Annotated in this window: 21 protein-coding genes and 1 tRNA gene; 16 read left to right on the top strand and 6 right to left on the bottom strand. The window is 38.1% G+C overall.

The window, feature by feature from the left end; all coding sequences use genetic code 11:
- Positions 1-36 precede the first annotated feature (36 nt).
- The 3 genes from MWU56_RS01850 to MWU56_RS01840 all read left to right on the top strand — a co-directional run bounded on the left by MWU56_RS01850 (position 37) and on the right by MWU56_RS01840 (position 5,432).
- On the top strand, positions 37-972 hold the full coding sequence (locus tag MWU56_RS01850; protein WP_247041650.1) for a septum formation inhibitor Maf: 936 nt from the start codon (positions 37-39) through the stop codon (positions 970-972).
- A 104-nt stretch (positions 973-1,076) separates the two neighbouring features.
- Positions 1,077-3,608, top strand: a complete 2,532-nt coding sequence (locus tag MWU56_RS01845) for a PIG-L family deacetylase (RefSeq protein WP_247043683.1) — start codon at positions 1,077-1,079, stop codon at positions 3,606-3,608.
- A gap of 111 nt (positions 3,609-3,719) precedes the next feature.
- A complete protein-coding gene (locus tag MWU56_RS01840; RefSeq protein ID WP_247041648.1) occupies positions 3,720-5,432 on the top strand; it encodes a sodium:solute symporter in 1,713 nt (570 codons plus the stop codon).
- 52 nt (positions 5,433-5,484) lie between these two features.
- Here the strand turns inward: MWU56_RS01840 and MWU56_RS01835 are convergent, their stop codons facing one another.
- The gene (locus tag MWU56_RS01835) at positions 5,485-6,339 is read right to left on the bottom strand and encodes a DUF2911 domain-containing protein (RefSeq protein WP_247041646.1); all 855 of its coding nucleotides are present in this window, start codon (positions 6,337-6,339) and stop codon (positions 5,485-5,487) included.
- Between the two features lie 172 nt (positions 6,340-6,511).
- Between MWU56_RS01835 and MWU56_RS01830 the strand changes: the two genes are divergently transcribed.
- The 4 genes from MWU56_RS01830 to MWU56_RS01815 all read left to right on the top strand — a co-directional run bounded on the left by MWU56_RS01830 (position 6,512) and on the right by MWU56_RS01815 (position 10,542).
- A complete protein-coding gene (locus tag MWU56_RS01830; protein WP_247041644.1) occupies positions 6,512-7,009 on the top strand; it encodes an SRPBCC family protein in 498 nt (165 codons plus the stop codon).
- A gap of 1 nt (position 7,010) precedes the next feature.
- Complete coding sequence (locus tag MWU56_RS01825) at positions 7,011-7,706, top strand: SDR family NAD(P)-dependent oxidoreductase (RefSeq protein ID WP_247041642.1); 696 nt, start codon at positions 7,011-7,013, stop codon at positions 7,704-7,706.
- Entirely contained in the window at positions 7,703-9,016 is a 1,314-nt protein-coding gene (locus MWU56_RS01820; RefSeq protein WP_247041640.1) for a cryptochrome/photolyase family protein, read from the top strand. The genes MWU56_RS01825 and MWU56_RS01820 overlap by 4 nt, the downstream gene beginning before the upstream one ends.
- Positions 9,017-9,114: 98 nt before the next feature.
- Entirely contained in the window at positions 9,115-10,542 is a 1,428-nt protein-coding gene (locus MWU56_RS01815) for an amidohydrolase (RefSeq protein WP_247041638.1), read from the top strand.
- Positions 10,543-10,779: 237 nt separating this feature from the next.
- On the opposite strand, the gene murA is transcribed toward MWU56_RS01815, so the two are convergent.
- The 3 genes from murA to MWU56_RS01800 all read right to left on the bottom strand — a co-directional run bounded on the left by murA (position 10,780) and on the right by MWU56_RS01800 (position 13,118).
- Positions 10,780-12,087 (bottom strand): UDP-N-acetylglucosamine 1-carboxyvinyltransferase, encoded by a 1,308-nt coding sequence (gene murA, locus MWU56_RS01810; RefSeq protein ID WP_247041636.1) that lies wholly within the window; start codon positions 12,085-12,087, stop codon positions 10,780-10,782.
- Between the two features lie 16 nt (positions 12,088-12,103).
- Positions 12,104-12,748, bottom strand: a complete 645-nt coding sequence (locus MWU56_RS01805; protein ID WP_247041634.1) for a DUF4290 domain-containing protein — start codon at positions 12,746-12,748, stop codon at positions 12,104-12,106.
- An 82-nt stretch (positions 12,749-12,830) separates the two neighbouring features.
- Positions 12,831-13,118: a DUF493 family protein gene (locus MWU56_RS01800; RefSeq protein ID WP_247041632.1), complete on the bottom strand. Its 288-nt coding sequence runs from the start codon at positions 13,116-13,118 to the stop codon at positions 12,831-12,833.
- An 88-nt stretch (positions 13,119-13,206) separates the two neighbouring features.
- On the opposite strand from MWU56_RS01800, the gene MWU56_RS01795 reads away from it, so the two are divergent.
- The 5 genes from MWU56_RS01795 to MWU56_RS01775 all read left to right on the top strand — a co-directional run bounded on the left by MWU56_RS01795 (position 13,207) and on the right by MWU56_RS01775 (position 17,735).
- Positions 13,207-13,770 carry an AAA family ATPase gene (locus tag MWU56_RS01795; protein ID WP_247041630.1) on the top strand — a complete coding sequence of 188 codons (564 nt, stop codon included), beginning with the start codon at positions 13,207-13,209 and terminating at the stop codon, positions 13,768-13,770.
- Positions 13,770-15,662, top strand: a complete 1,893-nt coding sequence (locus MWU56_RS01790) for an ATP-dependent DNA helicase RecQ (RefSeq protein WP_247041628.1) — start codon at positions 13,770-13,772, stop codon at positions 15,660-15,662. The genes MWU56_RS01795 and MWU56_RS01790 overlap by 1 nt, the downstream gene beginning before the upstream one ends.
- The gene (gene fmt, locus MWU56_RS01785) at positions 15,643-16,605 is read left to right on the top strand and encodes a methionyl-tRNA formyltransferase (protein WP_247041626.1); all 963 of its coding nucleotides are present in this window, start codon (positions 15,643-15,645) and stop codon (positions 16,603-16,605) included. Before MWU56_RS01790 ends, fmt begins: the two co-directional genes overlap by 20 nt.
- Before the next feature lie 176 nt (positions 16,606-16,781).
- Positions 16,782-17,054 (top strand): HU family DNA-binding protein, encoded by a 273-nt coding sequence (locus MWU56_RS01780; protein ID WP_247041625.1) that lies wholly within the window; start codon positions 16,782-16,784, stop codon positions 17,052-17,054.
- 120 nt (positions 17,055-17,174) lie between these two features.
- Positions 17,175-17,735: a YqgE/AlgH family protein gene (locus MWU56_RS01775; protein ID WP_247041623.1), complete on the top strand. Its 561-nt coding sequence runs from the start codon at positions 17,175-17,177 to the stop codon at positions 17,733-17,735.
- On the opposite strand, the gene MWU56_RS01770 is transcribed toward MWU56_RS01775, so the two are convergent.
- Positions 17,732-18,580: an aminotransferase class IV gene (locus MWU56_RS01770; protein ID WP_247041622.1), complete on the bottom strand. Its 849-nt coding sequence runs from the start codon at positions 18,578-18,580 to the stop codon at positions 17,732-17,734. The two genes, MWU56_RS01775 and MWU56_RS01770, sit on opposite strands and share 4 nt — an antisense overlap.
- Positions 18,581-18,634: 54 nt before the next feature.
- Positions 18,635-19,018 (bottom strand): START-like domain-containing protein, encoded by a 384-nt coding sequence (locus tag MWU56_RS01765; protein WP_247043681.1) that lies wholly within the window; start codon positions 19,016-19,018, stop codon positions 18,635-18,637.
- Positions 19,019-19,156: 138 nt separating this feature from the next.
- Here MWU56_RS01765 and MWU56_RS01760 point away from each other — a divergent pair.
- From MWU56_RS01760 to MWU56_RS01745, 4 genes are all read left to right on the top strand, one after another.
- Positions 19,157-19,230 (top strand) — tRNA-Met (locus MWU56_RS01760).
- 700 nt (positions 19,231-19,930) lie between these two features.
- Complete coding sequence (locus MWU56_RS01755; protein WP_247041619.1) at positions 19,931-20,878, top strand: hypothetical protein; 948 nt, start codon at positions 19,931-19,933, stop codon at positions 20,876-20,878.
- A gap of 11 nt (positions 20,879-20,889) precedes the next feature.
- Complete coding sequence (locus MWU56_RS01750) at positions 20,890-21,603, top strand: hypothetical protein (RefSeq protein ID WP_247041618.1); 714 nt, start codon at positions 20,890-20,892, stop codon at positions 21,601-21,603.
- Between the two features lie 387 nt (positions 21,604-21,990).
- Entirely contained in the window at positions 21,991-22,179 is a 189-nt protein-coding gene (locus tag MWU56_RS01745; protein ID WP_247041616.1) for a hypothetical protein, read from the top strand.
- Positions 22,180-22,191 lie beyond the last annotated feature (12 nt).

Here is a 22,191-nt window from a genome sequence, read left to right as displayed (position 1 = left end):
TATCGACTATACCTTTATATTTGAAAAAACACACCTATGAAACTTAACTTTTCAACCCTCATATTACCCATGATATTGATTATCTTGGGATGTAAACAAGAAAACACCCCGGAAACCGACAACGATAGCACTACCACTTCAGAGAATGTTGAACGAGCTCCCAGAAAACCACTATCGGAAGATTTCAAGAAGTATTGGTATGCAGGTGATGCGGAAATTACTTCTTACAAATTGGAACAAGCTAGGTATGGGGAAATTAGAGATGGGAGTGCCGTTCTTATTTACGTAACCGAACCCTTTTTACCAGTTAAACAAGTAAAGGCAGATGGCAACAACCCTGATAATATTTCCGTTTTAAAACTAAATGCCACCAAAAACTTTTTGACCGGGATTTACCCTTATTCCATAATGGGCAGTACTTTTTACCCTGTTTATGATAACCAACATGCTATAAAGGCAAGTTTATCGGTACAAGAATGGTGTGGACACGTGTATTCGCAAATCAATAATAGGGATACCTTCGAATATACCTCCCATTCCTATTTTGAAAATGAAGCTGACCAAGAGCTTTCTTTAGAAAAATCAACGCTAGAAAATGAAATCTGGACGAAAATCCGAATCAATCCCAAGGATTTACCGGTGGGTGATATTTCCTTGATTCCATCGTTGGAATCTCTACGCATGGGGCATCAAGAAATAAAAGCGTATCGTGCCCAAGCAACCCTTTCATCCGCAAACGGTTTGTCAACATACACACTTACTTATCCTGATTTAGAACGAACCTTAACCATTCACTTTACCTCCGACCACCCTTACTCCATTGAAAGTTGGACAGAGAAAACGAAAAGCAGAGGTGGACAGAATTCAAATACATTGATTACTTCAGCCTCAAAAATCAAAACCTTAAAAACTGCATATTGGGACCAAAAATCAAATAAAGATTCAATTTTAAGGGATAGTTTGGGACTATAGCCAAAATAAAAAAAGTATAACACGGCTATGTTAAAACTCTTCTAAATAAATTAGTATCTGAAAGCAATCTACCTATATTTGAGGTAACCACTAAACAACCAATGATGAAGCATTTTTGGGTATTCTTATTCATTAGCACTGTATTTTTCACAAACACTTTTGCCCAAAAACCTGAAAAACTATCCTCGGCCGAATTGTTTCATGAAATTCAAAAATTGAATTTCTTGGGTACTGCGCTCTATGTAGCCGCCCATCCAGATGATGAAAACACAAATCTAATCTCATATCTTTCAAACCATAAAAAAGCACGGACGGTCTATTTATCTTTGACCAGAGGTGATGGCGGACAAAACCTGATTGGGCCTGAACTAAGAGAACTCTTGGGAGTCTTACGTACACAAGAACTTTTAGCTGCACGTAACGTAGATGGAGGGGAACAATGGTTTACTCGTGCAAATGACTTTGGTTACTCCAAACATCCAAACGAAACTTTGAAAATTTGGGACAAAGAAAAAGTTTTAGCTGATGTGGTATGGGCTATCCGAAATATTAAACCGGATGTAATTATCAATCGATTTGATCATAGAACACCAGGGTCTACCCATGGTCACCATACCTCCTCCGCTGTTTTGAGTATGGAAGCTTTTGATTTAGCCAATAACCCAGAAGTTTATCCGGAACAGTTAAAATGGACAACAACCTGGCAGCCCAAAAGAAGTTTTTATAATACTTCGTGGTGGCAGTATGGAAGCCAAGAAAAATTTGCTGAAGCAGACAAGTCTGGCATGTTAAAATTGGATGTTGGAACTTATTATCCCGAATTTGGTCTATCCAACAACGAAATAGCTGCAATGGCACGTAGCCAGCACTTATGCCAAGGTTTTGGTAGGTTGACCGATCGCGGAATATCTGCTATTTATATTGAATTGATCAAAGGTGAAATGCCCACTAACAATGATGTTTTTGATGGTATAAACACCACATGGTCGCGAGTAAAAGGCGGAGATGCTGTAGGAGATATTCTTTACAAAGTTGAAGAGAGATTTGATTTCCAGAATCCTTCAAAACACATTCCTGAGCTTGTAAGAGCCTATGAATTACTGCAGCAAGTTGAAGATATACATTGGAGGACCTTAAAATCTAAACAATTAAAAAAAATAATTTTGGCCACCGCGGGGATATATTTGGAAGCAAGTTCCGAAAGTGGTTCTACTACTCCCGGCAGTAAAGCAGTCATCCACATTGAAGCCATAAATAGGACATTACCAAATGTTACATTAAAACAAATTGACATTGTTGGGGTTGATGCCAAACTACTTCCAAACAAAACTTTGGGCACCAATCAGAAAGAGAATTTCGATATTGGTTTTACTGTTCCAGAAAACACTTCGTACACCAGCCCTTATTGGTTGAACGAGCCTGGCACTTTGGGCACCTACATGGTGAAGGATCAAAAATTAATTGGAAAATCTGAAACGCCCAGCGGCTTCAAAGCTATGTTTTCATTGGTTATTGATGATGTAGAAATAACATTTGAAAAGGATGTAATCTACCGTTATTCCAAACCAGATAAAGGAGAATTATACGAACCCTTTGCCGTTCTGCCAGAAGTAACTTCCAAAATTGATGAAAAAGTTCTGATTTTCGCTACTATGGATACCAAAGAGGTACAGGTGAAAATACGTGCAGGAAAGAATGATGTGAATGGTAGTGTTGTACTGGATCATCCTGCGGGCTGGACAATCGTTCCAACCAGCATTCCATTTTCAATAGCTCAAAAAGGAGAGGAAATCTCGGTAAAATTTAACGTAACCCCGCCCAACATAGAAAGTGAAGGGAAAATTGCTCCAAAAATCACTGTTGGCAACAAGGTATACGTTAAAGAACTCGTGGAAATTGATTACGATCATATTCCAAAACAATCCGTTTTGCTTCCTTCAGAAGCTAAGGTAGTACGGATGAATATTCAAAAGTCGGGTGAGCATGTTGCCTATATAATGGGTGCGGGTGATAAAGTTCCGGAAAGTTTGGAACAAATTGGATACCAGGTTCATATGGTTGACCCTAACACTATCCAAAATGGCTCATTGGATAAATATGACGCAGTTGTGATTGGAATTAGGGCATACAATGTTATAGAAACTCTTAAATTTAAGCAGCCCATTTTATTTGACTATGTGAAGAAAGGAGGCACTATGATTGTACAATACAATACAGCTGGTAGGTGGTCCAATCAGTTCGACAATATTGCACCTTACAATATGACACTTTCCAGAGACAGGGTAACCGACGAAAATGCAGAGGTAAAAATATTAGCGCCAAAGAACTCCTTGGTCAATTTTCCAAATCCAATAAGTGAAGCAGATTTTGATGGATGGGTTCAAGAACGTGGACTCTATTTTCCAAGTCAGTGGAGTAAAGAGTTTACCCCAATTCTTTCTATGAAAGATGAAGGGGAAACCGAGAAGCAAGGAAGTCTGATCATAGCACCCTATGGAGAAGGCCATTATATTTACACTGGTTTAAGCTTTTTCAGGGAATTACCAGTTGGGGTGTCGGGCGCATATAAACTCTTTGCAAATATGCTTTCAGTAGGAAAAGATAATGTAAAAAAGAACAGCAATGTCAAAGGATGATATGGACACCAAATTTGAATGGAAAAAAGAATATAGCATTATAATTCTTTTGAACGCTATTTATATTTTAGTCTTTTACCTCATAATGATTTTAAACAACTAGGATCCTGAATGGCATTACTCGATTGGATTATTCTTGGTACTACCCTACTCTTTATAGTAGCATATGGCGTATGGAAAACACGCGGCAACAATAATGTAGATGACTATGTCCGAGGAGGAGGAGACAATGTAAAATGGTGGACCATTGGCCTATCGGTTATGGCCACTCAAGCCAGTGCAATTACCTTTTTATCTACACCTGGCCAAGCATTCAACGACGGAATGGGGTTTGTTCAATTTTATTTCGGTCTTCCTTTGGCGATGATTGTCATTTGTTTGGTCTTTATTCCCATCTATAAAAAACTAAAGGTCTATACCGCTTATGAAATGCTCGAAGGACGTTTTGACCTTAAAACAAGAACATTAACGGCACTACTGTTTTTGGTGCAACGCGGACTTGCTGCTGGAATTACCATATTCGCACCTTCCATAATTCTTTCAGCGGTATTGGGATGGGACTTACGAACATTGAATGTGATCATTGGTATCCTTGTGATTATTTATACGGTATCCGGTGGTACCAAAGCAGTAAGTGTTACCCAAAAGCAACAGATGTTCATTATAATGTTAGGGATGTTTTTTGCATTTTTCTTTATCATGGGGGCACTACCTACCGATCTCTCTTTCGGTAAGGCATTGAAAATTGCTGGTGCCAACAATAAGCTGGACATTCTAGATTTTTCATTTGATACTAATAACAGATATACATTTTGGAGCGGGATAACCGGCGGTTTTTTCCTTGCCTTGGCTTATTTTGGGACAGATCAGAGCCAAGTTCAGCGCTATTTGTCCGGAAAATCTGTTAGGGAAAGTCAATTGGCATTGGTTTTCAATGGTATTTTTAAAATACCCATGCAGTTCTTTATCCTTTTGGTAGGCACCATGGTTTTTGTGTTTTATCAATACAATTCCTCTCCTTTAAATTTTAATCCGGCAGCAACTGAAGCTGTAATGCAATCGGAGTATGCGAATGATTACCAATCTTTGGAAAAAGATCATAAAGAATTAGAAAAAGAAAAACGAATGGCCCAACATTCTTTTTCCGCGGCCCTGGAACTAAAGGAATACAACGCCATAGAGCAGGCCAAACAGAATATTATAAAAATAAACGAGAAAGAAAATGCCAGTAGAGAAACCGCAAAAAATCTAATTTCGAAAGCAGATGGTACTGTGGAGACCAACGACAAGGATTATGTATTTATACATTTTATCCTGAATAATTTACCCATGGGGTTGATTGGTTTACTTTTGGCCGTTATACTTTCCGCGGCCATGTCATCCACCGCTTCGGAACTAAATGCCCTTGGTACCATAACCGCCTTGGATCTTTATAAACGAAATACAAAAAAGGAACACACCCAGGAACATTATTTAAAAGCTACCAAAGCATTTACTCTTATTTGGGGAATAATAGCTATTCTAATTGCTAATGTGGCCAACCTTTTTGATAACCTTATTCAACTTGTCAATATAATAGGGTCTATTTTTTACGGAAATGTATTAGGAATCTTTTTATTGGCATTTTTCTTCAAATTCGTAAAAGGAAATGCTGTTTTTGTAGCCGCTATAATAACACAGATTATTGTGATTATTGGCTGGTCACTGGACTGGATGTCTTATTTATGGCTTAATGCCTTCGGTTGTATTTTGGTTATTATTTTAGCTACAATTGTTCAGCTATTTGATAATTTCTTGGACAACTCAACAGCAATAAAGGAATAAAAAAAACCCACTCAAAAGTGGGTTTTTCCAATAAATTCTTAATAATAATGCGCTACATCCCCGCCCATTCTTTCAAGGAGTCCTTGTTCATTTTTACATAATCTTGGTTTCCCGCAGCTTGCGCAGCAGCCAATGATTTTTTAGCAGTTTCAATAGCCGCTTTATTGTTACCTAATTTTGCATAGATCAATGATTGCGTACGCATCATCCAATACGCTTTACCTCCATCCATTTCAACGGCTTTGTTCACCCATTCACTTGCCTGCTCCATATTCATACCTTCTGCAAAATAGTACGAGCCGGCAGCATAATAATCGTTTGCAGTTAGGTCTGTTTTGTTTGCCATGGTATCTTCGATGCTCTTAATGGCTTTATCAACCGTAGGTACAACAAAATCAACCCCGACATAAGTGTTCTCCCACATAATTCCCAACGTAGCACCATTGTTGTGCATATCGTCTATAGTAATGGTAAATGTTTCAATGGGCACTGGAATTTGCATTGTTTCCACTTTTACCGTTGCGGCAACCTTGGATGCATCCCACTCCTGAGGAGTACCTGCGTTTTCGCTATCCGTATAAAAGAAAACCTCCCAAACTGCTTCACTAGGTCTGGTGTATATGGCATAGGTGCCTGCTTTAAGCTCCTTACCTTTAATTGTTACATCATCAGAAAAGATAATTTTCGTGTTTTGGTTGGCACCTGTCCTCCAAATAGCGTCAAAAGGAACCAACTCCCCAAATATCTTTCTTCCTTTCATTCCCGGTCTCGAATATTCAATAGTAACATCCGTTAATCCTACCTTTTGTTCAAGTTTGGAAAATGGGCTCGGTGCAGGCGTTTCTATTTGTGCATCCACCAAAAAGGACATAGAAATCGCAATTAATAATAGTACATTTTTTTTCATAGTTGTTCTAATTTTTAAATGTTTAGCAAAGCAAAGCTATGGATAAAGCAACCCCTTATTTGTTAACGAAACCCTAAAAAGAAATCGTTATATGTAGCGTCAAGTCAATTTGTTTAACTTTTTAAACATAATATTAAACATTATATTTATCTTCGTGTAAATCATTGAAGTAATGAGGTTATATCAGCTAAAATCAACACAAATTCTTCCTATAACTAAATCCGAAGCTTGGAATTTCCTATCCGATCCAAAAAACCTTGCCGTGATAACTCCCGCACACATGGGTTTCCATATTTTGGCAGGCGCCGCAAAGGCAATGTTTCCAGGGCAGGTCATCCATTATATTGTTAAACCTTTTCCCTTGATTTCAACCAAATGGGTCACAGAAATTACTCATGTAAAGGAAGGGGAGTATTTTGTGGATGAACAACGTTTTGGTCCATACTCCCTTTGGCATCACAAGCATTTTTTAAAAAAGGTGACCGAAGGCGTGGAAATTGAGGATATTATTGACTACAAATTGCCTTTGGGACTTTTGGGGCAGTTGGCACATCCGATTTTAGTAAAAAAACAACTGCAGAAAATATTTGCATTTAGGGAACAAAAATTAACAGCGTTATTTGGAAAGGTTGAAGGGAAAGAAACCAATTTAAGTATCAGAAAGATTTAGCATGAAAAAAAATATACTTTTAATAGGCGGTTCATCTGGAATAGGGCTGGAAATGGCAAAAAAACTATCCATTGAACATAATGTATATGTTGCCAGTCGTAGGAATGAAAATCTTCATCAAATTAATGTCGTACACCTACCCTTTGACGTTTTAACGGACAATCTTTCTGAGAAATCGATTCCTACAGTGCTCCACGGTTTTGCATATTGTCCCGGAAGTATTAATCTAAAACCATTTAAGACGATGGATATTGATACCATTCAAAAGGATATGGAAATCAACTTTATAGCTTTGGCAAGGACTGTTAAATCCATTATCAACAAAATGGCTGAAGGTTCTAGCATGGTATTTTTCAGCACGGTTGCCGTGGGAACAGGAATGCCTTTCCATACAAGTGTTTCGGCAGCCAAAGGGGCTATTGAAGGATTTGCTCGCTCTTTAGCTGCAGAATATGCTCCCAAAATAAGAGTAAACGTTATTGCTCCTTCTTTGGTGGACACTCCCCTATCCTCGAGACTCTTGAGCAATGATAAAAAGAGAGAACTTATGGCTAACAGACATCCCATGAAAAGAGTTGGTGGTGCCGGGGATATTGCAAACATGGCTATATTTTTACTCGGTACAAACAGCTCATGGATCACTGGTCAAGTTATAGGTGTTGATGGTGGACTTTCGAGTTTAAATGTAAATTCATGAAAGATAAAATCACACTTTTTTGGTTTCGAAGAGATTTGAGATTAGATGATAATGTAGGACTATACCAAGCACTACAAAAGAATACGCCAGTTGTTCCAATATTTATTTTTGACCCTGAGATTCTAGAGAGCCTACCAAAGAATGACGCTAGGGTTACATTTATATATGATCAACTTCAAAAATTAAACAATCAATTGAGCGGTAATTACGGTAGTGGAATTGCCCAGTTCCATGATAAACCTGAGGCAGTTTTTAAGAATTTGATTAAAGAATTTGATATACAATCTGTTTATACCAATCATGATTACGAACCTTACGCCAAAGAACGTGACAAAAAGGTCAAAGATGTTTTAAAGGATCACAAGATATCTTTCAACTCCTTCAAAGACCAAGTAATTTTTGAAAAGGAGGAGGTAGTAAAAGAGGACGGAAATCCCTATGTGGTCTATACGCCTTACATGAAACGTTGGAAATCCAACTTCAACCCCTCTATCCATTTAGTAGAATATGACACGCTGCCCAAATTGGATGAGAATCTCTATAAAAGTAAATCCCTTCCACGACTCTCCATGGAAGATATCGGTTTTAAAACATCATCCATCCAAGTTCCAGATTTTACGATTTCCTCCCATTTTATTCAAAAATATAAGGATACCAGGGGTTATCCGGCCAAAGATAAAGGCACATCACGGTTGGGTCCACATTTACGGTTTGGTACCGTATCCATTCGTAAAATTCATAAAAAAGCTGTAGAAGAAAAAAATGAAACCTTTTGGAACGAATTGATTTGGCGCGAATTTTTTATGCAGGTTCTTTGGCATTTTCCACACACTGTTACCGGAGCTTTTCGTTCCAAGTACGACCGAATTGAGTGGCGGAACAATGAACATGAGTTCCAGAAATGGAAAACCGGGCAGACTGGTTATCCATTGGTCGATGCTGGAATGCGGGAACTAAACCAAACGGGATTTATGCATAACCGGGTACGCATGCTGGTCGCCAGTTTCCTATGCAAACATTTATTGATTGATTGGCGTTGGGGTGAAGCTTACTTTGCCGAAAAACTTTTGGATTATGAAATGGCCAGTAATGTAGGTAACTGGCAGTGGGCAGCCGGTAGTGGTGTGGATGCCGCTCCATACTTCAGGATTTTTAACCCTACCACCCAGATAAAAAAATTTGATAAAGAATATACTTATATAAATAAATGGGTTCCAGACCTTCAAGAGCCCAGTTATCCCAGTCCTATGGTAGACCATAAAACGGCTAGGGAACGCTGCTTAAAAGTGTACAAAGAGGCGGTAAGTTGAAGGTTTTTCTTTATTTTTAGTTTCTGTTGACCTCGTTTCTGCTATTTTTTCAATGGGACACAAGATCAACTGTAAATAGCTAACTCAAATATTTTAAAATGAAGAAAATTTCAACCTTACTCATTTTGGGGCTGCTTTCCATAAACTTATCGGCTCAAAAGATGCCCAAGGACAAAAGAGAAGTTGTTGCTTCCGTGGAAAAGCACAAAGAAAACCTTATCAAAATCAGTGATTCCATTTGGGCACTGGCCGAAACCGCCTTTGAAGAATCTATTTCCTCAGAATTACTGGCCGACTATGCCGAGGAAAACGGAATGACAGTGACCCGAGGCGTAGCTGATATCCCTACTGCCTTTGTAGCAACTTATGGCTCTGGAAAACCAGTTATAAGTGTGTTGGGAGAGTTTGATGCACTCCCTGGACTTTCACAAAACACAGTGCCCAATAAAGACCCAAGAATAGATGGTGCCCCTGGGCATGGCTGCGGACATAATATGTTTGGAGCCGCCAGCCTTGGAGCCGCCATTGCAATAAAAGAACAAATTGAAGCTGGCAACATTAAAGGAACTGTAAAATTTTTGGGGACACCTGCAGAAGAAAAGTACTTTGGAAAAATTTGGATGGTTGAAGCAGGTCTTTGGGACGACGTAGATGTCAATGTTAGTTGGCACCCATCATCTGAAATTGAAGCCGACGTGCAAAGTGGATTGTCTTTGATTGATTTTATGATTGAGTTCTACGGACAAGCTGCTCACGCATCTTCTGATCCTTGGAACGGACGAAGTGCTGCAGATGCTTTGGAATTATATACTACAGGAATAAATTATTACAGAGAACATGTAAAGCCCACTTCAAGAATTCATTATCACATTCAAGATGGAGGTCAAGTAGTAAATGTAGTCCCGGATTATGCCAGATTATGGGTTCGGGTCCGCGACCCCAAAAGAGAAGTAATGCTTCCGACCTTTGAACGTGTGAAAGCCATGGCAGAAGGTGCTGCTATCATGGCCAATGTAGATTATAAATACTCATTGATCTCTGGTATTTATGAAACTTTGGTAAACCGTGAAGGAGGTAAAATAATGCAAAATAATCTGGAACTATTAGGCCCTATTACCTATACAGATGAGGAAATTACCTTTGGTAAAGCTATTCAAGAAGCTACAGGTAAACCCCAAGTAGGCATGGATGGAGAGGTTCATCCGTTAAAAGAAACAGCTGAACTTCCGGGAGGCGGCTCCACAGATGTTGGAGATGTGAGCTGGAACGTTCCAAATATAAATTTAGGGGTTACTGTGGCACCAAAAGATACACCATGGCACTCATGGGCCGTTGTTGCTTGTGGCGGCATGAGCATTGGTCATAAAGGAATGGTCTATGCTTCAAAAGCAATGGGAATGACAATGCTCGACCTTTTTGATGACCCTAAATTGGTGGAAAAAGTAAAGGAAGAATATAACGCTAGAAAAGGTGATGTGAAGTATGAAGCCATGATAGATGGCCCACCGCCAATCCCTGGTAAATAATAATTATTGAAAAGCCTGCTTTTAGCAGGCTTTTTTTATCTCTATACTAATGATTTAGATAAAATCCTGTTCTTCAAACGTATCTTTTAAGCACACCATGGCAAACTATATACCCTTTTCTATTTAGCGTATATCATTTTTTAAAAGCTGAATCTCCCAAAAATTAGGGTATTGTATTTTTATGATGGAGGTCCGACCGGTTCAACGGCACTATTTTGATACCTAAGGATTTATAGCTTAAACCCTTACAATTTTTGCTCCGATAGCACGCAAACGCTCATCAATATTTTCGTAACCACGATCTATCTGCTCAATATTATGAATGGTTGAGGTTCCTTTCGCAGAAAGAGCTGCAATCAAAAGTGAAACCCCTGCCCTAATATCGGGAGACACCATTGTGGTTGCTTTTAGCGTGGATTTAAAATCGTGACCGATAACGGTGGCGCGGTGTGGGTCACAAAGAATTATCTTGGCTCCCATATCTATAAGTTTGTCCACAAAGAACAGTCGACTTTCAAACATTTTTTGATGGATGAGTACTTCTCCCCTAGCCTGCGTTGCCATAACCAAAATAATACTCAATAAATCCGGAGTCAGTCCGGGCCAAGGTGCATCAGCGATGGTAAGGATAGAACCATCTATAAAACTCTGGATTTCATAGCCATCTTTATGTTTTGGGATAAAGATATCATCACCTTTTCGTTCTAATTGGATTCCCAATTTTCGGAAAACAGTTGGAATCTGACCTAAATCGTCCCAACTCACATTTTTAATAGTAAGTTCGCTTTGAGTCATTGCGGCCAAACCTATCCAGCTACCAATTTCAATCATATCCGGTAACATAGTGTGTTCAGTTCCGCCCAAGGAATCTACCCCTTCAATGGTCAATAAATTAGAACCAATCCCAGAGATTTTGGCTCCCATTCGGTTCAACATTTTGCACAACTGCTGTAAATAGGGTTCACAAGCAGCGTTGTAAATGGTAGTGGTACCTTCGGCCAACACAGCGGCCATAACAATATTTGCCGTGCCTGTAACCGACGCCTCGTCCAGTAGCATATAGGTTCCAACCAGTTTATCAGCTTCTACGCCATAAAAATGTTCTTCCTTATTATATCTAAAATTTGCACCCAGTTTAATAAATCCTTCAAAATGGGTGTCCAACCTTCTTCTACCAATTTTATCACCTCCTGGCTTTGGAATGTATCCTTTGCCAAATCTAGCCAACAAAGGTCCTACCAACATAATGGAACCTCTTAGCCCCCTTCCATCTTCTTTGAACTTCGCAGATTGCAAATAATCCAGATTTAAATCATCTGCCTTAAAAGTATAGGACCCTTTGCCGTTCTTTTGGATTTTTACACCCAAATCTTCAAGTAGGGCAATTAATTTATTGACATCGACTATGTCCGGTATATTGTTAATGGTAATCTTTTCTTCTGAAAGTAATACGGCACAAAGAATCTGAAGTGCTTCGTTCTTTGCTCCTTGTGGGGTGATTTCTCCATGTAATTGGTGTCCACCCTCTATTCGAAATGTACCCATCTATTCCTTTAGGATTTTAATATCTTTTCTTGCGGCCTCTTTGTCCTTTTTTTCCTCGGTTGTTGTTGTTGGACTTACTAGGCCTATTTTTTAGGAACTGACCACTCTCTGTTAAACTCTCATCACTTTTGGCCAAATCTATTTGTCCGTCACTAAGTTCCATTAGGTGGTTGAAAATTACCGAGTCCTCTACTGTATCCTTGTTCCAAACCAAGTAGCATTTTTTCATATGGTTGGCAATGGCATATTCCAAACCAGACCTCATGTCTCCTTCTTCCCATTTCACTGCCACATCAATCATTCGTTTGATGTTGTTTCCATAAAAACGGTATTTCGGATGGTTTTGTGGATAATCCAACGGTTCTGGTCGTTGTTGCAAAACTTCTTTTGATGTGATTGGAAATGGAGAGTCTACATCCAATTTAAAATCGGCCATTATGAACAATTGATCCCAAAGTTTATGCTGAAAATCCGGAACATCCCTTAAATGGGGCTGTAGGTTCCCCATAACACTAATAATGGAATTGGCCACTTTGTTACGTTCGTCGCGATCCTCAATACTTACAGCATAATCGACCATTTTCTGAAAATGACGACCATACTCTGGTATAATCAATTTTGTACGTTCTGTGTTGTATTCTAAGTTATATACTTCGTTCAAATTAATGTGTTTAGTGATTTGAAATTAGGAAAGTAAATCCGATAACGGCTGCAAATTAATAAAATTATAGCAAACAACGGTTTTACAGGGAAATTACACCCTCAACAATCGAGACTTCCTTGTATTTCTCGATAACCGCATCGGGGCTTTCCAAGTGTACCATTATGGAAAGACTGGTGTAGGTCCCTTTTTTAGATTTTTTTGATTCGATCACAGCACCTGTATTATCAAATATTTTGTGTACCTGTGATATGCGTTCTTCATCTGTAGGGACAATAAATTTATATAGATACTTGGATGGCCAACTACTGTTTTCCAACAGCTTTTCTCTCAGCCTATTATAAAATTCCTCTGTATCCTTTTTATCCATACCCAATTTTTTTACAAATATATGGTATACCCTTCAATTTTTTTTCTTTCAGGCTATTTCATTACTTTGTATTATTAATTAAAAAGCTTTGGGCAAAAACAAGGTAGTTATTACGGGAGCACCCGGAACTGGAAAAACGTCCATAGTAAATGGGCTGGAAAGGAAGGGTTTTCATTGCTTTCACGAAATTATAAGGGAGATGACCTCCGAAGCAAAGCAAGTAGGGCAATCCGAAGAATATATTTCAAACCCTTTGGTTTTTGTTGATGATGCCATGCAGTTCAACAAAGACTTGCTCGAAGGCAGAACATCCCATTATCGAGAGTCCTTAAACCTCGACACCCCTATTTGTTTTTTTGACCGCGGTATTCCAGATGTCCTCGCGTATATGGATTTCTTTGGCCAATCCTATGATCAACATTTTACTTCGCATTGCGAAAATCATAGGTATGACGCTGTTTTTATAGTTCCGCCATGGCAAGAAATATATGTTTCCGATAACGAAAGAATGGAAACTTTTGAAGAAGCAGAGCGAATACACCTTGCTTTGCAAAAAACATATACACAATTTGGCTATGACCCAATAGAAGTGCCAAAAGATGCGGTCCTCAATAGGATTGATTTTATTTTGGAAACACTTAAAAATTTATAGTGCACAAAGACACGGCAATCATTTTAAAGCAATTTTGGGGTCATGATGCTTTCAGGGGCTCCCAAAAGAAAATTATTGATACTGTCCTTTCTGGACAGGACGTTTTGGCACTGATGCCAACTGGCGGTGGTAAATCCATCTGCTACCAGGTACCTTCATTAGCCATGGAAGGTATATGTATTGTAGTGTCTCCTTTGGTAGCTCTTATTCAAGATCAAGTAGCACAACTTAAAAAAAGAAATATTAAAGCAATTGCGCTAACAGGCGGAATTCCCCCGGACGAACTGAATAACCTTCTAGACAATTGTCTTTATGGCAACTATAAATTTTTATACTTGTCGCCAGAACGATTACAGCAAACTTTAGTACAGGAACGTATCCAGCAAATGAATGTAAACCTCATTGCTATTGATGAAGCGCATTGTATTTCTCAATGGGGAAACGATTTTAGACCTGCATATCTGGGTTGTTCAATTTTAAGGGAATTTCTTCCCAACACTCCTATGATAGCCCTAACGGCAACGGCAACTCCCCCTGTAGTAGAAGATATTGTGGATAATCTGGGTTTGAAGCAGGCAACTATTTTTAAAGATTCATTCTCCCGAGCAAATATCAGATTTGGTGTTAAGCACTCGGAGGATAAATTGTATCAGCTCAAAAAATATATGAACAGCGTTTCCGGAAGTGCCATAGTATATGTTCGTTCCAGAAAAATGTCCGTATCGTTATCCAATTTCTTGATCAAAAATGGTATATCAGCTTCATTTTTTCATGGTGGAATTCCAAAGTCAGATAAAGAGGAAAAGCTTACCCTTTGGTTAAATGGCAAAGTAAGGGTGATGGTCGCCACCAATGCTTTTGGCATGGGTGTGGACAAACCCAACGTTAGATTGGTGGTACATTACCAAATACCGGAAAGTTTGGAAAGCTATTTTCAAGAGGCAGGGAGAGCAGGGCGTGATGGAAAACCATCAACAGCAATTATCATTACTTCAAATGAAGATTCGGACAAGGCCAAGAAACAGTTTTTGTCCAATTTGCCCGATGTAGCCTTTGTAAAGCAAGTATATTCCAAACTCAATAATTATTTCCAAATTTCCTATGGTGAATTGATCGCGGAACCGTTGACATTCAAATTCAACGAATTTTGTAAACGATATGAATTTAATCCGAATATGACCTTTAATGCCCTCCGTCTACTGGATCAAAATTCTGTTCTGTCTCTTGCCGAAAATTTTAAGGAGAAAACAATGCTTCAATTTGTGGCATCCAAGGCGGAAATATTCAATTATCTGGACAAGAACAGAAAAACAGCACCTATAATCCAAACCATATTGCGTACGTATGGAGGCATTACAGAATATGACACTAAAATCAATCTGTATATGTTGTCTCGTAAAACAGGTACTGGCGAAGAAAGGTTAAAACAAATTCTAAAGCAACTTGCAGCTGATGATATTGTGGAATATCGGAATAACACTTCTGACTTGGAAATTACCTTTTTAGTGCCAAGAGAGGATGACCATACCATTAATCTATTTGCCAAAAAAATTAAGGCTTTAAACAAAGTAAAGCAGGGTAACATGGCAGCCATGTTGGGGTATATTTCCAATAAAAAGGTATGCCGTAGCAATTATCTTTTGAATTATTTTGGTGAAAAAACAAATGAAAAGTGCGGCAGGTGCGATATTTGCACCAAAAAAGAGGAGGTAACATCTACTTATGATTTGAAAAAAATAGTCTTGGAACTTTTAGAAATTCGCCCCCATACCTCCCGACAGTTGGAAAAAGTGATCGGGGCCAATGAAAAAGAACTTTTAAAAACATTGGAGCGACTGCTTGAAGATGAGTTGGTCTCCCTAAACTTTAAAAATGAGTACATCAAAAAATAATCCCCTTCGTATTGTATTTATGGGTACCCCCGATTTTGCTGTGGGAACCCTAAAAAGCATCTTGGAAGCCGATTTTAATGTGGTTGGAGTTATTACCGCTCCCGACAGACCTGCAGGCCGTGGTCGCAAGGTTCAGGAATCTGCCGTAAAGCAGTTTGCCGTGCAACATAACTTAAAGGTTTTGCAACCTACTAATTTAAAGGACGAGGCTTTTTTGGAAGAACTGAAAAACCTTGACGCCAATTTGCAGGTGGTGGTAGCTTTCCGAATGTTGCCGAAAGCCGTTTGGCAAATGCCGGAACACGGTACTTTTAATCTTCACGCTTCCCTCCTGCCCCAATATCGTGGTGCGGCCCCCATCAATTGGGCAATAATTAATGGAGAAACCGTAACAGGGGTCACTACTTTTTTTATTGACGAGAAAATTGACACAGGAACTATAGCGCTTCAAAAAGAAGAAAAAATATTGCCAGATGACAGTGCAGGTTCCCTACATGATAGATTGATGGAGGTTGGTGCAGACCTAGTGGTAAATACCTGTAAACAAATTGAGGGGGGAACTATTACCAGACAAGCCCAAGACGAGCGAATGGAACTTAAGCCCGCTCCGAAAATTCATAAAGATACTTGTCGAATTGATTGGAACGCCTCAATAGAAGACATTTACAACCATATTAGGGGACTCAGTCCTTATCCGGGAGCATGGACCCAATTGATCAATGATGGGAAGACAGATTCCATGAAGATTTTTAAAACTAGAATGGAAAGGACCCAGCACAACGAAATGATAGGGAAATTGATGATGGAGAAAAAGTCATTAAAAGTTGCAGTAAAAGATGGTTTTATATCCTTGTTAGAATTGCAGCTTCCAGGCAAAAGAAAAATGCAGGTCAATGAGGTTTTAAACGGATTAAAATTGGATGAAGAAGCATATCTTCGCTAAGGCCTTGCTATGATTGGGCTGGCAAAAAGTTGTCATTTTTTCCGACTTTATCAACAAACGTTTCAAGTTATCAACAAAAAACCCTATTTCCCTAGGTTTTACTTGCGTTACTGGAGAATCCATCTAAATTTGTTTAGCATTATAATTATATTAACAACAATTAATTTAATTCCATTATGAACAAAACAGAATTAATCGATGCTATGGCAGCTGATGCTGGCATCACTAAGGCAGCAGCAAAAAAAGCGTTGGAATCTTTCTTGGGAAATGTAGAAGGAACACTTAAAAAAGGAGACAGAGTTTCCTTGGTAGGTTTTGGTTCTTGGTCAGTTTCTAAAAGAAATGCTAGAGAAGGTAGAAACCCACAAACTGGTGCTACTATTAAGATTGCCGCTAAGAACGTAGTAAAGTTCAAAGCAGGCGCTGAATTGAGCGGTGCAGTAAACTAATCAATTACAAACGAATATATGAAAGCACTCCTTTTTGGAGTGCTTTTTTTATTTAAATGGTTTTTGTTTTTTGTATATGTTAAATAATATGTTAAATTTAAATACAAGAAACCCATATCAATGGTAGCTCAAAAACCAAAAAAAGGAAATTTGCTCGTTGCAGAACCTTCACTCACCGGTGACGTTTCTTTCAATAGATCGGTAGTACTTATTGCAGAACATAATAATGAAGGCTCGGTTGGCTTTATATTAAACAAGCCCTTGGATTATACTATTTGCGACCTTGTTCCCGATATTGAAATTCCTTGTCAAGTTTTTAATGGAGGGCCGGTGGAGCAAGACAATCTATATTTTATCCATAAAGTACCCGACCTCATTGAGAACAGTGTTGAAATTTCGGATGGTATTTTTTGGGGAGGCAATTTTGACAGAGTCATTGTACTTATCAACAACGGAACAATTAACCAGCAGGATATCCGGTTCTTTTTAGGTTATTCTGGGTGGAGCGCCAATCAACTGGACCAAGAACTTACGTCGAAATCGTGGGTGGTTTTGCCAAATGAGTATGAAAGTAATATTCTGGAAAAATCTGCCAATGCTTTTTGGAAAGAAAAAATGGTTGAGCTGGGTGGAGATTATCTTTTATGGTCCAATGCTCCAGAAAACCCATCGTTGAATTAATTCCCTATCCTTGCCCGAGCGTTTAACTTGCCAACCAGACTTTTAGCTACTTTGGTATCAAATTCTTTTCTTCTATACTTGCTTATAGGCTGTATTCCACTAATTGCATTGGTAATGAACAATTCATCCACTTTTTGAAGCTCAAACGGGGAAATGGACTCTTCCAACAGATCAAGCTCATCAGAACCAGCTATAATTTTCATGAGATTCTTCCTAATCACTCCATCCAAGCAGCCATCACTTAACGGGGGCGTTTTCACTTTATTCTCTTTCACTAAAAATAGGTTGCCATTTATGGCCTCGACAACTTTTTTGTCCGTATTAACCAATAGGCAATTGGAATAACCGTTTTCTTCGGCATAAACTCCTGCCACAACATTCAATATTTTGTTTGTGGTCTTTAGATTGGAAAGCATATCCTTGTTAACATAAAAGTCTTTGAACAATTCCACCTCATATCTATCATCTTGAATAATATAAAAGGGTGATTCCATGGGATTGGTCTCAACAACATAGGAAACATCGTTTGTAGTTGGGCTGTATAAACCTCCGGTGTTTCTAAAAATTGTTAATCGAACACGAACTGCATCATTTACAAGTCCATTTGATTCGATGGTTTTTTTGATTTTTTCCTCGAGAAATTCTAAGGTGAACTCCATTGGAATTTCCATTCTAAGTATACGCATGGAGGCCATCAATCTGAAGTAATGATCCTCCCAAAAAAACAGCGTTCCATTTACATAGCGAACCGATTCAAAAAGTGCATCTCCATACTTAAAGGCTCTATTGTTATTGGCAAAAATAGCTACATTGTCCGCAAAAAATTCTCCGTTATAATTGACCATAAAAAAGTCCCGATTTTTATCGGGACCAAATATACGGTTTAGTTGAGAAAAGGTCTAGGTAGATCCAAGAACCTGTTTAAGATCCGAAACCTGGTTTTCCCAAAGCATTTTAGCTTCGTCTACCTCGTCGTCCTCAGCAAAATCTGTTATAAATAGGGATACATCTTTTGTGATCTCGTCAACAATAATTCGCATTTCAAAATATGAATCATCCTCATTTTCTTCCCATGCCAATTTTACAAATTCTTCACTTTTTCGTTTGAGCATTTTAGCTCGCTCTTCTGTACCGTCCCAAATAAATATGAACATTTCCCCACGTGAATTAACATTATCGGCATACCATTCAGATAATCCTGAAGGAGTGGAAATATATTGGTAAAGTAACTGAGGTGAAGCCTGGATCACAAATTCCAGTTCAAATTTAACCTTATCACTCATTGTCGTGTTCTTTAAATCGTTTTTCAACTTTTGTATAGTTTGGGAAGATATAAAAATAAATGTCAAATAATAAATTAATCCTGAATTTTGATTCAGCGAAAATTTAAACATATATTTGCACCCGCTTAGCAAAATCATGGCGAGGTAGCTCAGCTGGTTAGAGCGTCGGATTCATAACCCGGAGGTCGGGGGATCGTGCCCCCCTCTCGCTACTAAAAACAAAGTCATTTAACTATTGTACGGTTGAATGGCTTTTTTTTATGTCAATCTCTTCAGGCATATACAGAAGCATAGAAATTAAACCTAGGATGGTCATAAACAGAATTGGAGGCAGGCGTTCTTCAACTTGGCCAGTTACATTCAAACAAAATGCTTTATCTACAAAAGGTTCAATTCTGACACAATTATCCCGTTTTTATAAAGAAACTGTGCAAGTCGACAATGATAATACCTGAAACTTTCTTTACCTAATGCTTACAATAATGTGTCTGGATTACCAGACCTACCCTAATCACCTACCAGAAGGCCAAGAGAAAATAGCTTCTATCAATCGGCGGCAATGCATACGTACACCTGTATGTCGTGTAACATCCCTTTTTGATAGATTTCGGCGGTCAAATTACATTACCGGCCAGTGGTTTGCTATTATTAAAGCTAATCAGGTCTTCAAACTTGCACAAAATACCACTGGCAATGATGGAGTCTATTCCCCGTATGCATCGCAAAAGCATGTATTCGTTTTTTAAAGTGAGACTGGGTATGCCGCCTCAAAAAGGTAAACCCTTTGTATTAATTATTTTAATTTGTTTTGAAACATATGTGATAATTAATTAAACATATGTGATACCACATATTTTTTAGGCATGGTATTTTTAACCAATAAAACTTACCCGTATTTAAACAAGTAACAGTATGAACAAATTTCAAATAGCACTCTTATTTAGTTTCTTTATTCTTCCATTCAACAGTCACGCACAGTTTTTTAAAAAACTGAAAGAGAAGGCAGAAAATGCAATTGAAAGGACCATTTTAAACAAGACAGACGAAGAAGTTTCAAAAGGGACCGATGAAACAATAGATGGTATTATAAAAAATGATAAAAAACCTCCAACAGAAACCAGGGAATCGGGTTCAACAACTTCAGAAACCAACAACACAACAGAAGTGACAAAAGACGGTCTTCCTGTTATAAAATTAGGACAAGATGAAGTAGAAGTAGATGCCGCTGAAGCCTTTGCAAATACCGTAGGAGATGATACCGTGGCATCGCTATCTAGTACCTATACTTTTTCGTATAAGGTTATATATACCATAAACAATGGTAAAGGTAACATACAAAAAGTAATGTATTATGAGCCCAACAACGCCTATTTTGGCACGTCAATACATGATGATGACGTATATCATATGCAGCTTACAGACCCAAATAAACAAGCTTCCTTTTTGTTTGTAGGGGACAGTATTAAAACAGCGCTTCCCATTGCAAAAGATCATATACTACATACCGAAAATATAAATAGTATTCCCGGTAGCAATAGCAACAATGGGGTTACCGTAGAAAAACTGGATTATAAAAAAATGAAAGATCTTTTATGTAGGGGCTATAGAATCACCACTCCAGAGGGAGTGGTTGTTGTATATATAGCAGAGAGAGCGCCAGTGCAATACAAAGGAGGTCTCTCACAAACCGCCTACATACCTAACTCGTTATTTAAAGGTGAAAACTATATGATTATGGAACTGGCATTCCAATCTAATGATCCTGATGAAAAACCAATCCATGTAAGGTGTTTTAGTATTCAAGAACAAAAAAAGACACTAACCCCCTCCAATTATAAACAATTTGGCAGTTCATTATAAATCACAGACAGATGAAAACACTATTTTACACATTACTTTTTTTATTATGTATATCCATGCAAGGGTATGCGCAAGACATCAACGCTGTTATTAATCAGGTTAAAAAGGAAGTTGGAGGTGCTATGGGTCAAGGTTCAGATGACTTAGATGATGCCGAAAAAGAGTTTCTTGATGATTTGGCAGAAGACTTAGATAAGTTACGGGAACAAACCGATATGGATGATGAATTTGGCCAAATAAAAAACTGTTGGGCGTCCATGGCATTGTACGTTTCAAGTTTTTACGAGTTACAACGGAAAACTGAAAATGAAAGTGATTGTTTTAAAAAATACGATTATTATGGATTGCAAGAGTTAATGCTACTTAACTCAACCAGCATAATGTTTTGTACTGAAGAAATATGGAATATTCTTAATTACACAGGAAACGACAAGGATATAATTTTAAAAAACTTAGTATATATAACACATCTAACCAACTATATTAACGGTATACCAATGTCTTATGAAAGAGAAGATTTTGACAATGATATTGATTTTATAATTGCGCGAGTTTTTTTTACATATGAAATTTCTGATCAACCAATGCATGTATATTTAAGGTTTTTAAAAGAGGCACAACATATACTTAAAGAGTATTTTCACCCCGTGACGGTGATGGGCAAAGCTGTTGAGATTAATAAAACCATGGTAGCACTGCCTTGTAGTGATGGGGTGCGTAGATAGTCAACTATATTCTAGTTAATTTAGGTTCGTTTTATATATAAAACATGAAGAGAAGAACTTGCTATAGATATATGGCTTGGATACTAGTTTGTAGATATTGATAGCTCACTGTACTGAACGTGCTTCGAGCAGGGTCATTTAAGAGATAACAAATAGAACCGCTTAACTACAAAATACGGAGTTGAAAAACAAATATGTTCTTCCATTTAACGTACAGAAATAATTTTATTATTATGAATTAAGTACAGCCCTTAAACGGATAAATTTTAATAGAGTGGTACAGCAATTGATACTAAAACTACAGTTATTTAACTGTTTTTCAATTAAGTACTTTTTGTTTTTTTTGGTGTTTTTTTCCTAACTTATAAGTTTTTAACCAACCTGCGAATGAATTATTTTAAAAAGTTAGGAACCGCCAATCTATTCATGTTGATCTTATGTGCCTTGATCATAATAGTGGCAGAATATCTGTTTCTTAGTGGATACCCGGAACATGGCCTTTTTGTAGGGTTGTGGGCACCAACCCTTTTAGGTTTTATGATTTACTTAAAGCTTGTGGACAATGACGGGAAATGATATCGTATTATG

The sequence above is a fragment of the Allomuricauda sp. F6463D genome, assembly GCF_023015965.1.
In the GTDB taxonomy this organism is placed as follows: Bacteria; Bacteroidota; Bacteroidia; order Flavobacteriales; family Flavobacteriaceae; genus Flagellimonas.
The sequence above is the reverse complement of the archived record's forward strand: the minus strand, read 5'-3'. Positions and strand labels throughout refer to the sequence as shown.

Bases quoted from the DNA above. Each gene is read 5' to 3' on its own strand.
- MWU56_RS01850 (WP_247041650.1), top strand. From the start codon at position 37: ATGAAACTTAACTTTTCAACCCTCATATTACCCATGATATTGATTATC.
- MWU56_RS01845 (WP_247043683.1), top strand. From the start codon at position 1,077: ATGAAGCATTTTTGGGTATTCTTATTCATTAGCACTGTATTTTTCACA.
- MWU56_RS01840 (WP_247041648.1), top strand. From the start codon at position 3,720: ATGGCATTACTCGATTGGATTATTCTTGGTACTACCCTACTCTTTATA.
- MWU56_RS01835 (WP_247041646.1), bottom strand. From the start codon at position 6,339: ATGAAAAAAAATGTACTATTATTAATTGCGATTTCTATGTCCTTTTTG.
- MWU56_RS01830 (WP_247041644.1), top strand. From the start codon at position 6,512: ATGAGGTTATATCAGCTAAAATCAACACAAATTCTTCCTATAACTAAA.
- MWU56_RS01825 (WP_247041642.1), top strand. From the start codon at position 7,011: ATGAAAAAAAATATACTTTTAATAGGCGGTTCATCTGGAATAGGGCTG.
- MWU56_RS01820 (WP_247041640.1), top strand. From the start codon at position 7,703: ATGAAAGATAAAATCACACTTTTTTGGTTTCGAAGAGATTTGAGATTA.
- MWU56_RS01815 (WP_247041638.1), top strand. From the start codon at position 9,115: ATGAAGAAAATTTCAACCTTACTCATTTTGGGGCTGCTTTCCATAAAC.
- murA (WP_247041636.1), bottom strand. From the start codon at position 12,087: ATGGGTACATTTCGAATAGAGGGTGGACACCAATTACATGGAGAAATC.
- MWU56_RS01800 (WP_247041632.1), bottom strand. From the start codon at position 13,118: ATGGATAAAAAGGATACAGAGGAATTTTATAATAGGCTGAGAGAAAAG.
- fmt (WP_247041626.1), top strand. From the start codon at position 15,643: ATGAGTACATCAAAAAATAATCCCCTTCGTATTGTATTTATGGGTACC.
- MWU56_RS01780 (WP_247041625.1), top strand. From the start codon at position 16,782: ATGAACAAAACAGAATTAATCGATGCTATGGCAGCTGATGCTGGCATC.
- MWU56_RS01775 (WP_247041623.1), top strand. From the start codon at position 17,175: ATGGTAGCTCAAAAACCAAAAAAAGGAAATTTGCTCGTTGCAGAACCT.
- MWU56_RS01770 (WP_247041622.1), bottom strand. From the start codon at position 18,580: ATGGTCAATTATAACGGAGAATTTTTTGCGGACAATGTAGCTATTTTT.
- MWU56_RS01765 (WP_247043681.1), bottom strand. From the start codon at position 19,018: ATGAGTGATAAGGTTAAATTTGAACTGGAATTTGTGATCCAGGCTTCA.
- MWU56_RS01755 (WP_247041619.1), top strand. From the start codon at position 19,931: ATGAACAAATTTCAAATAGCACTCTTATTTAGTTTCTTTATTCTTCCA.
- MWU56_RS01750 (WP_247041618.1), top strand. From the start codon at position 20,890: ATGAAAACACTATTTTACACATTACTTTTTTTATTATGTATATCCATG.
- MWU56_RS01745 (WP_247041616.1), top strand. From the start codon at position 21,991: ATGAATTATTTTAAAAAGTTAGGAACCGCCAATCTATTCATGTTGATC.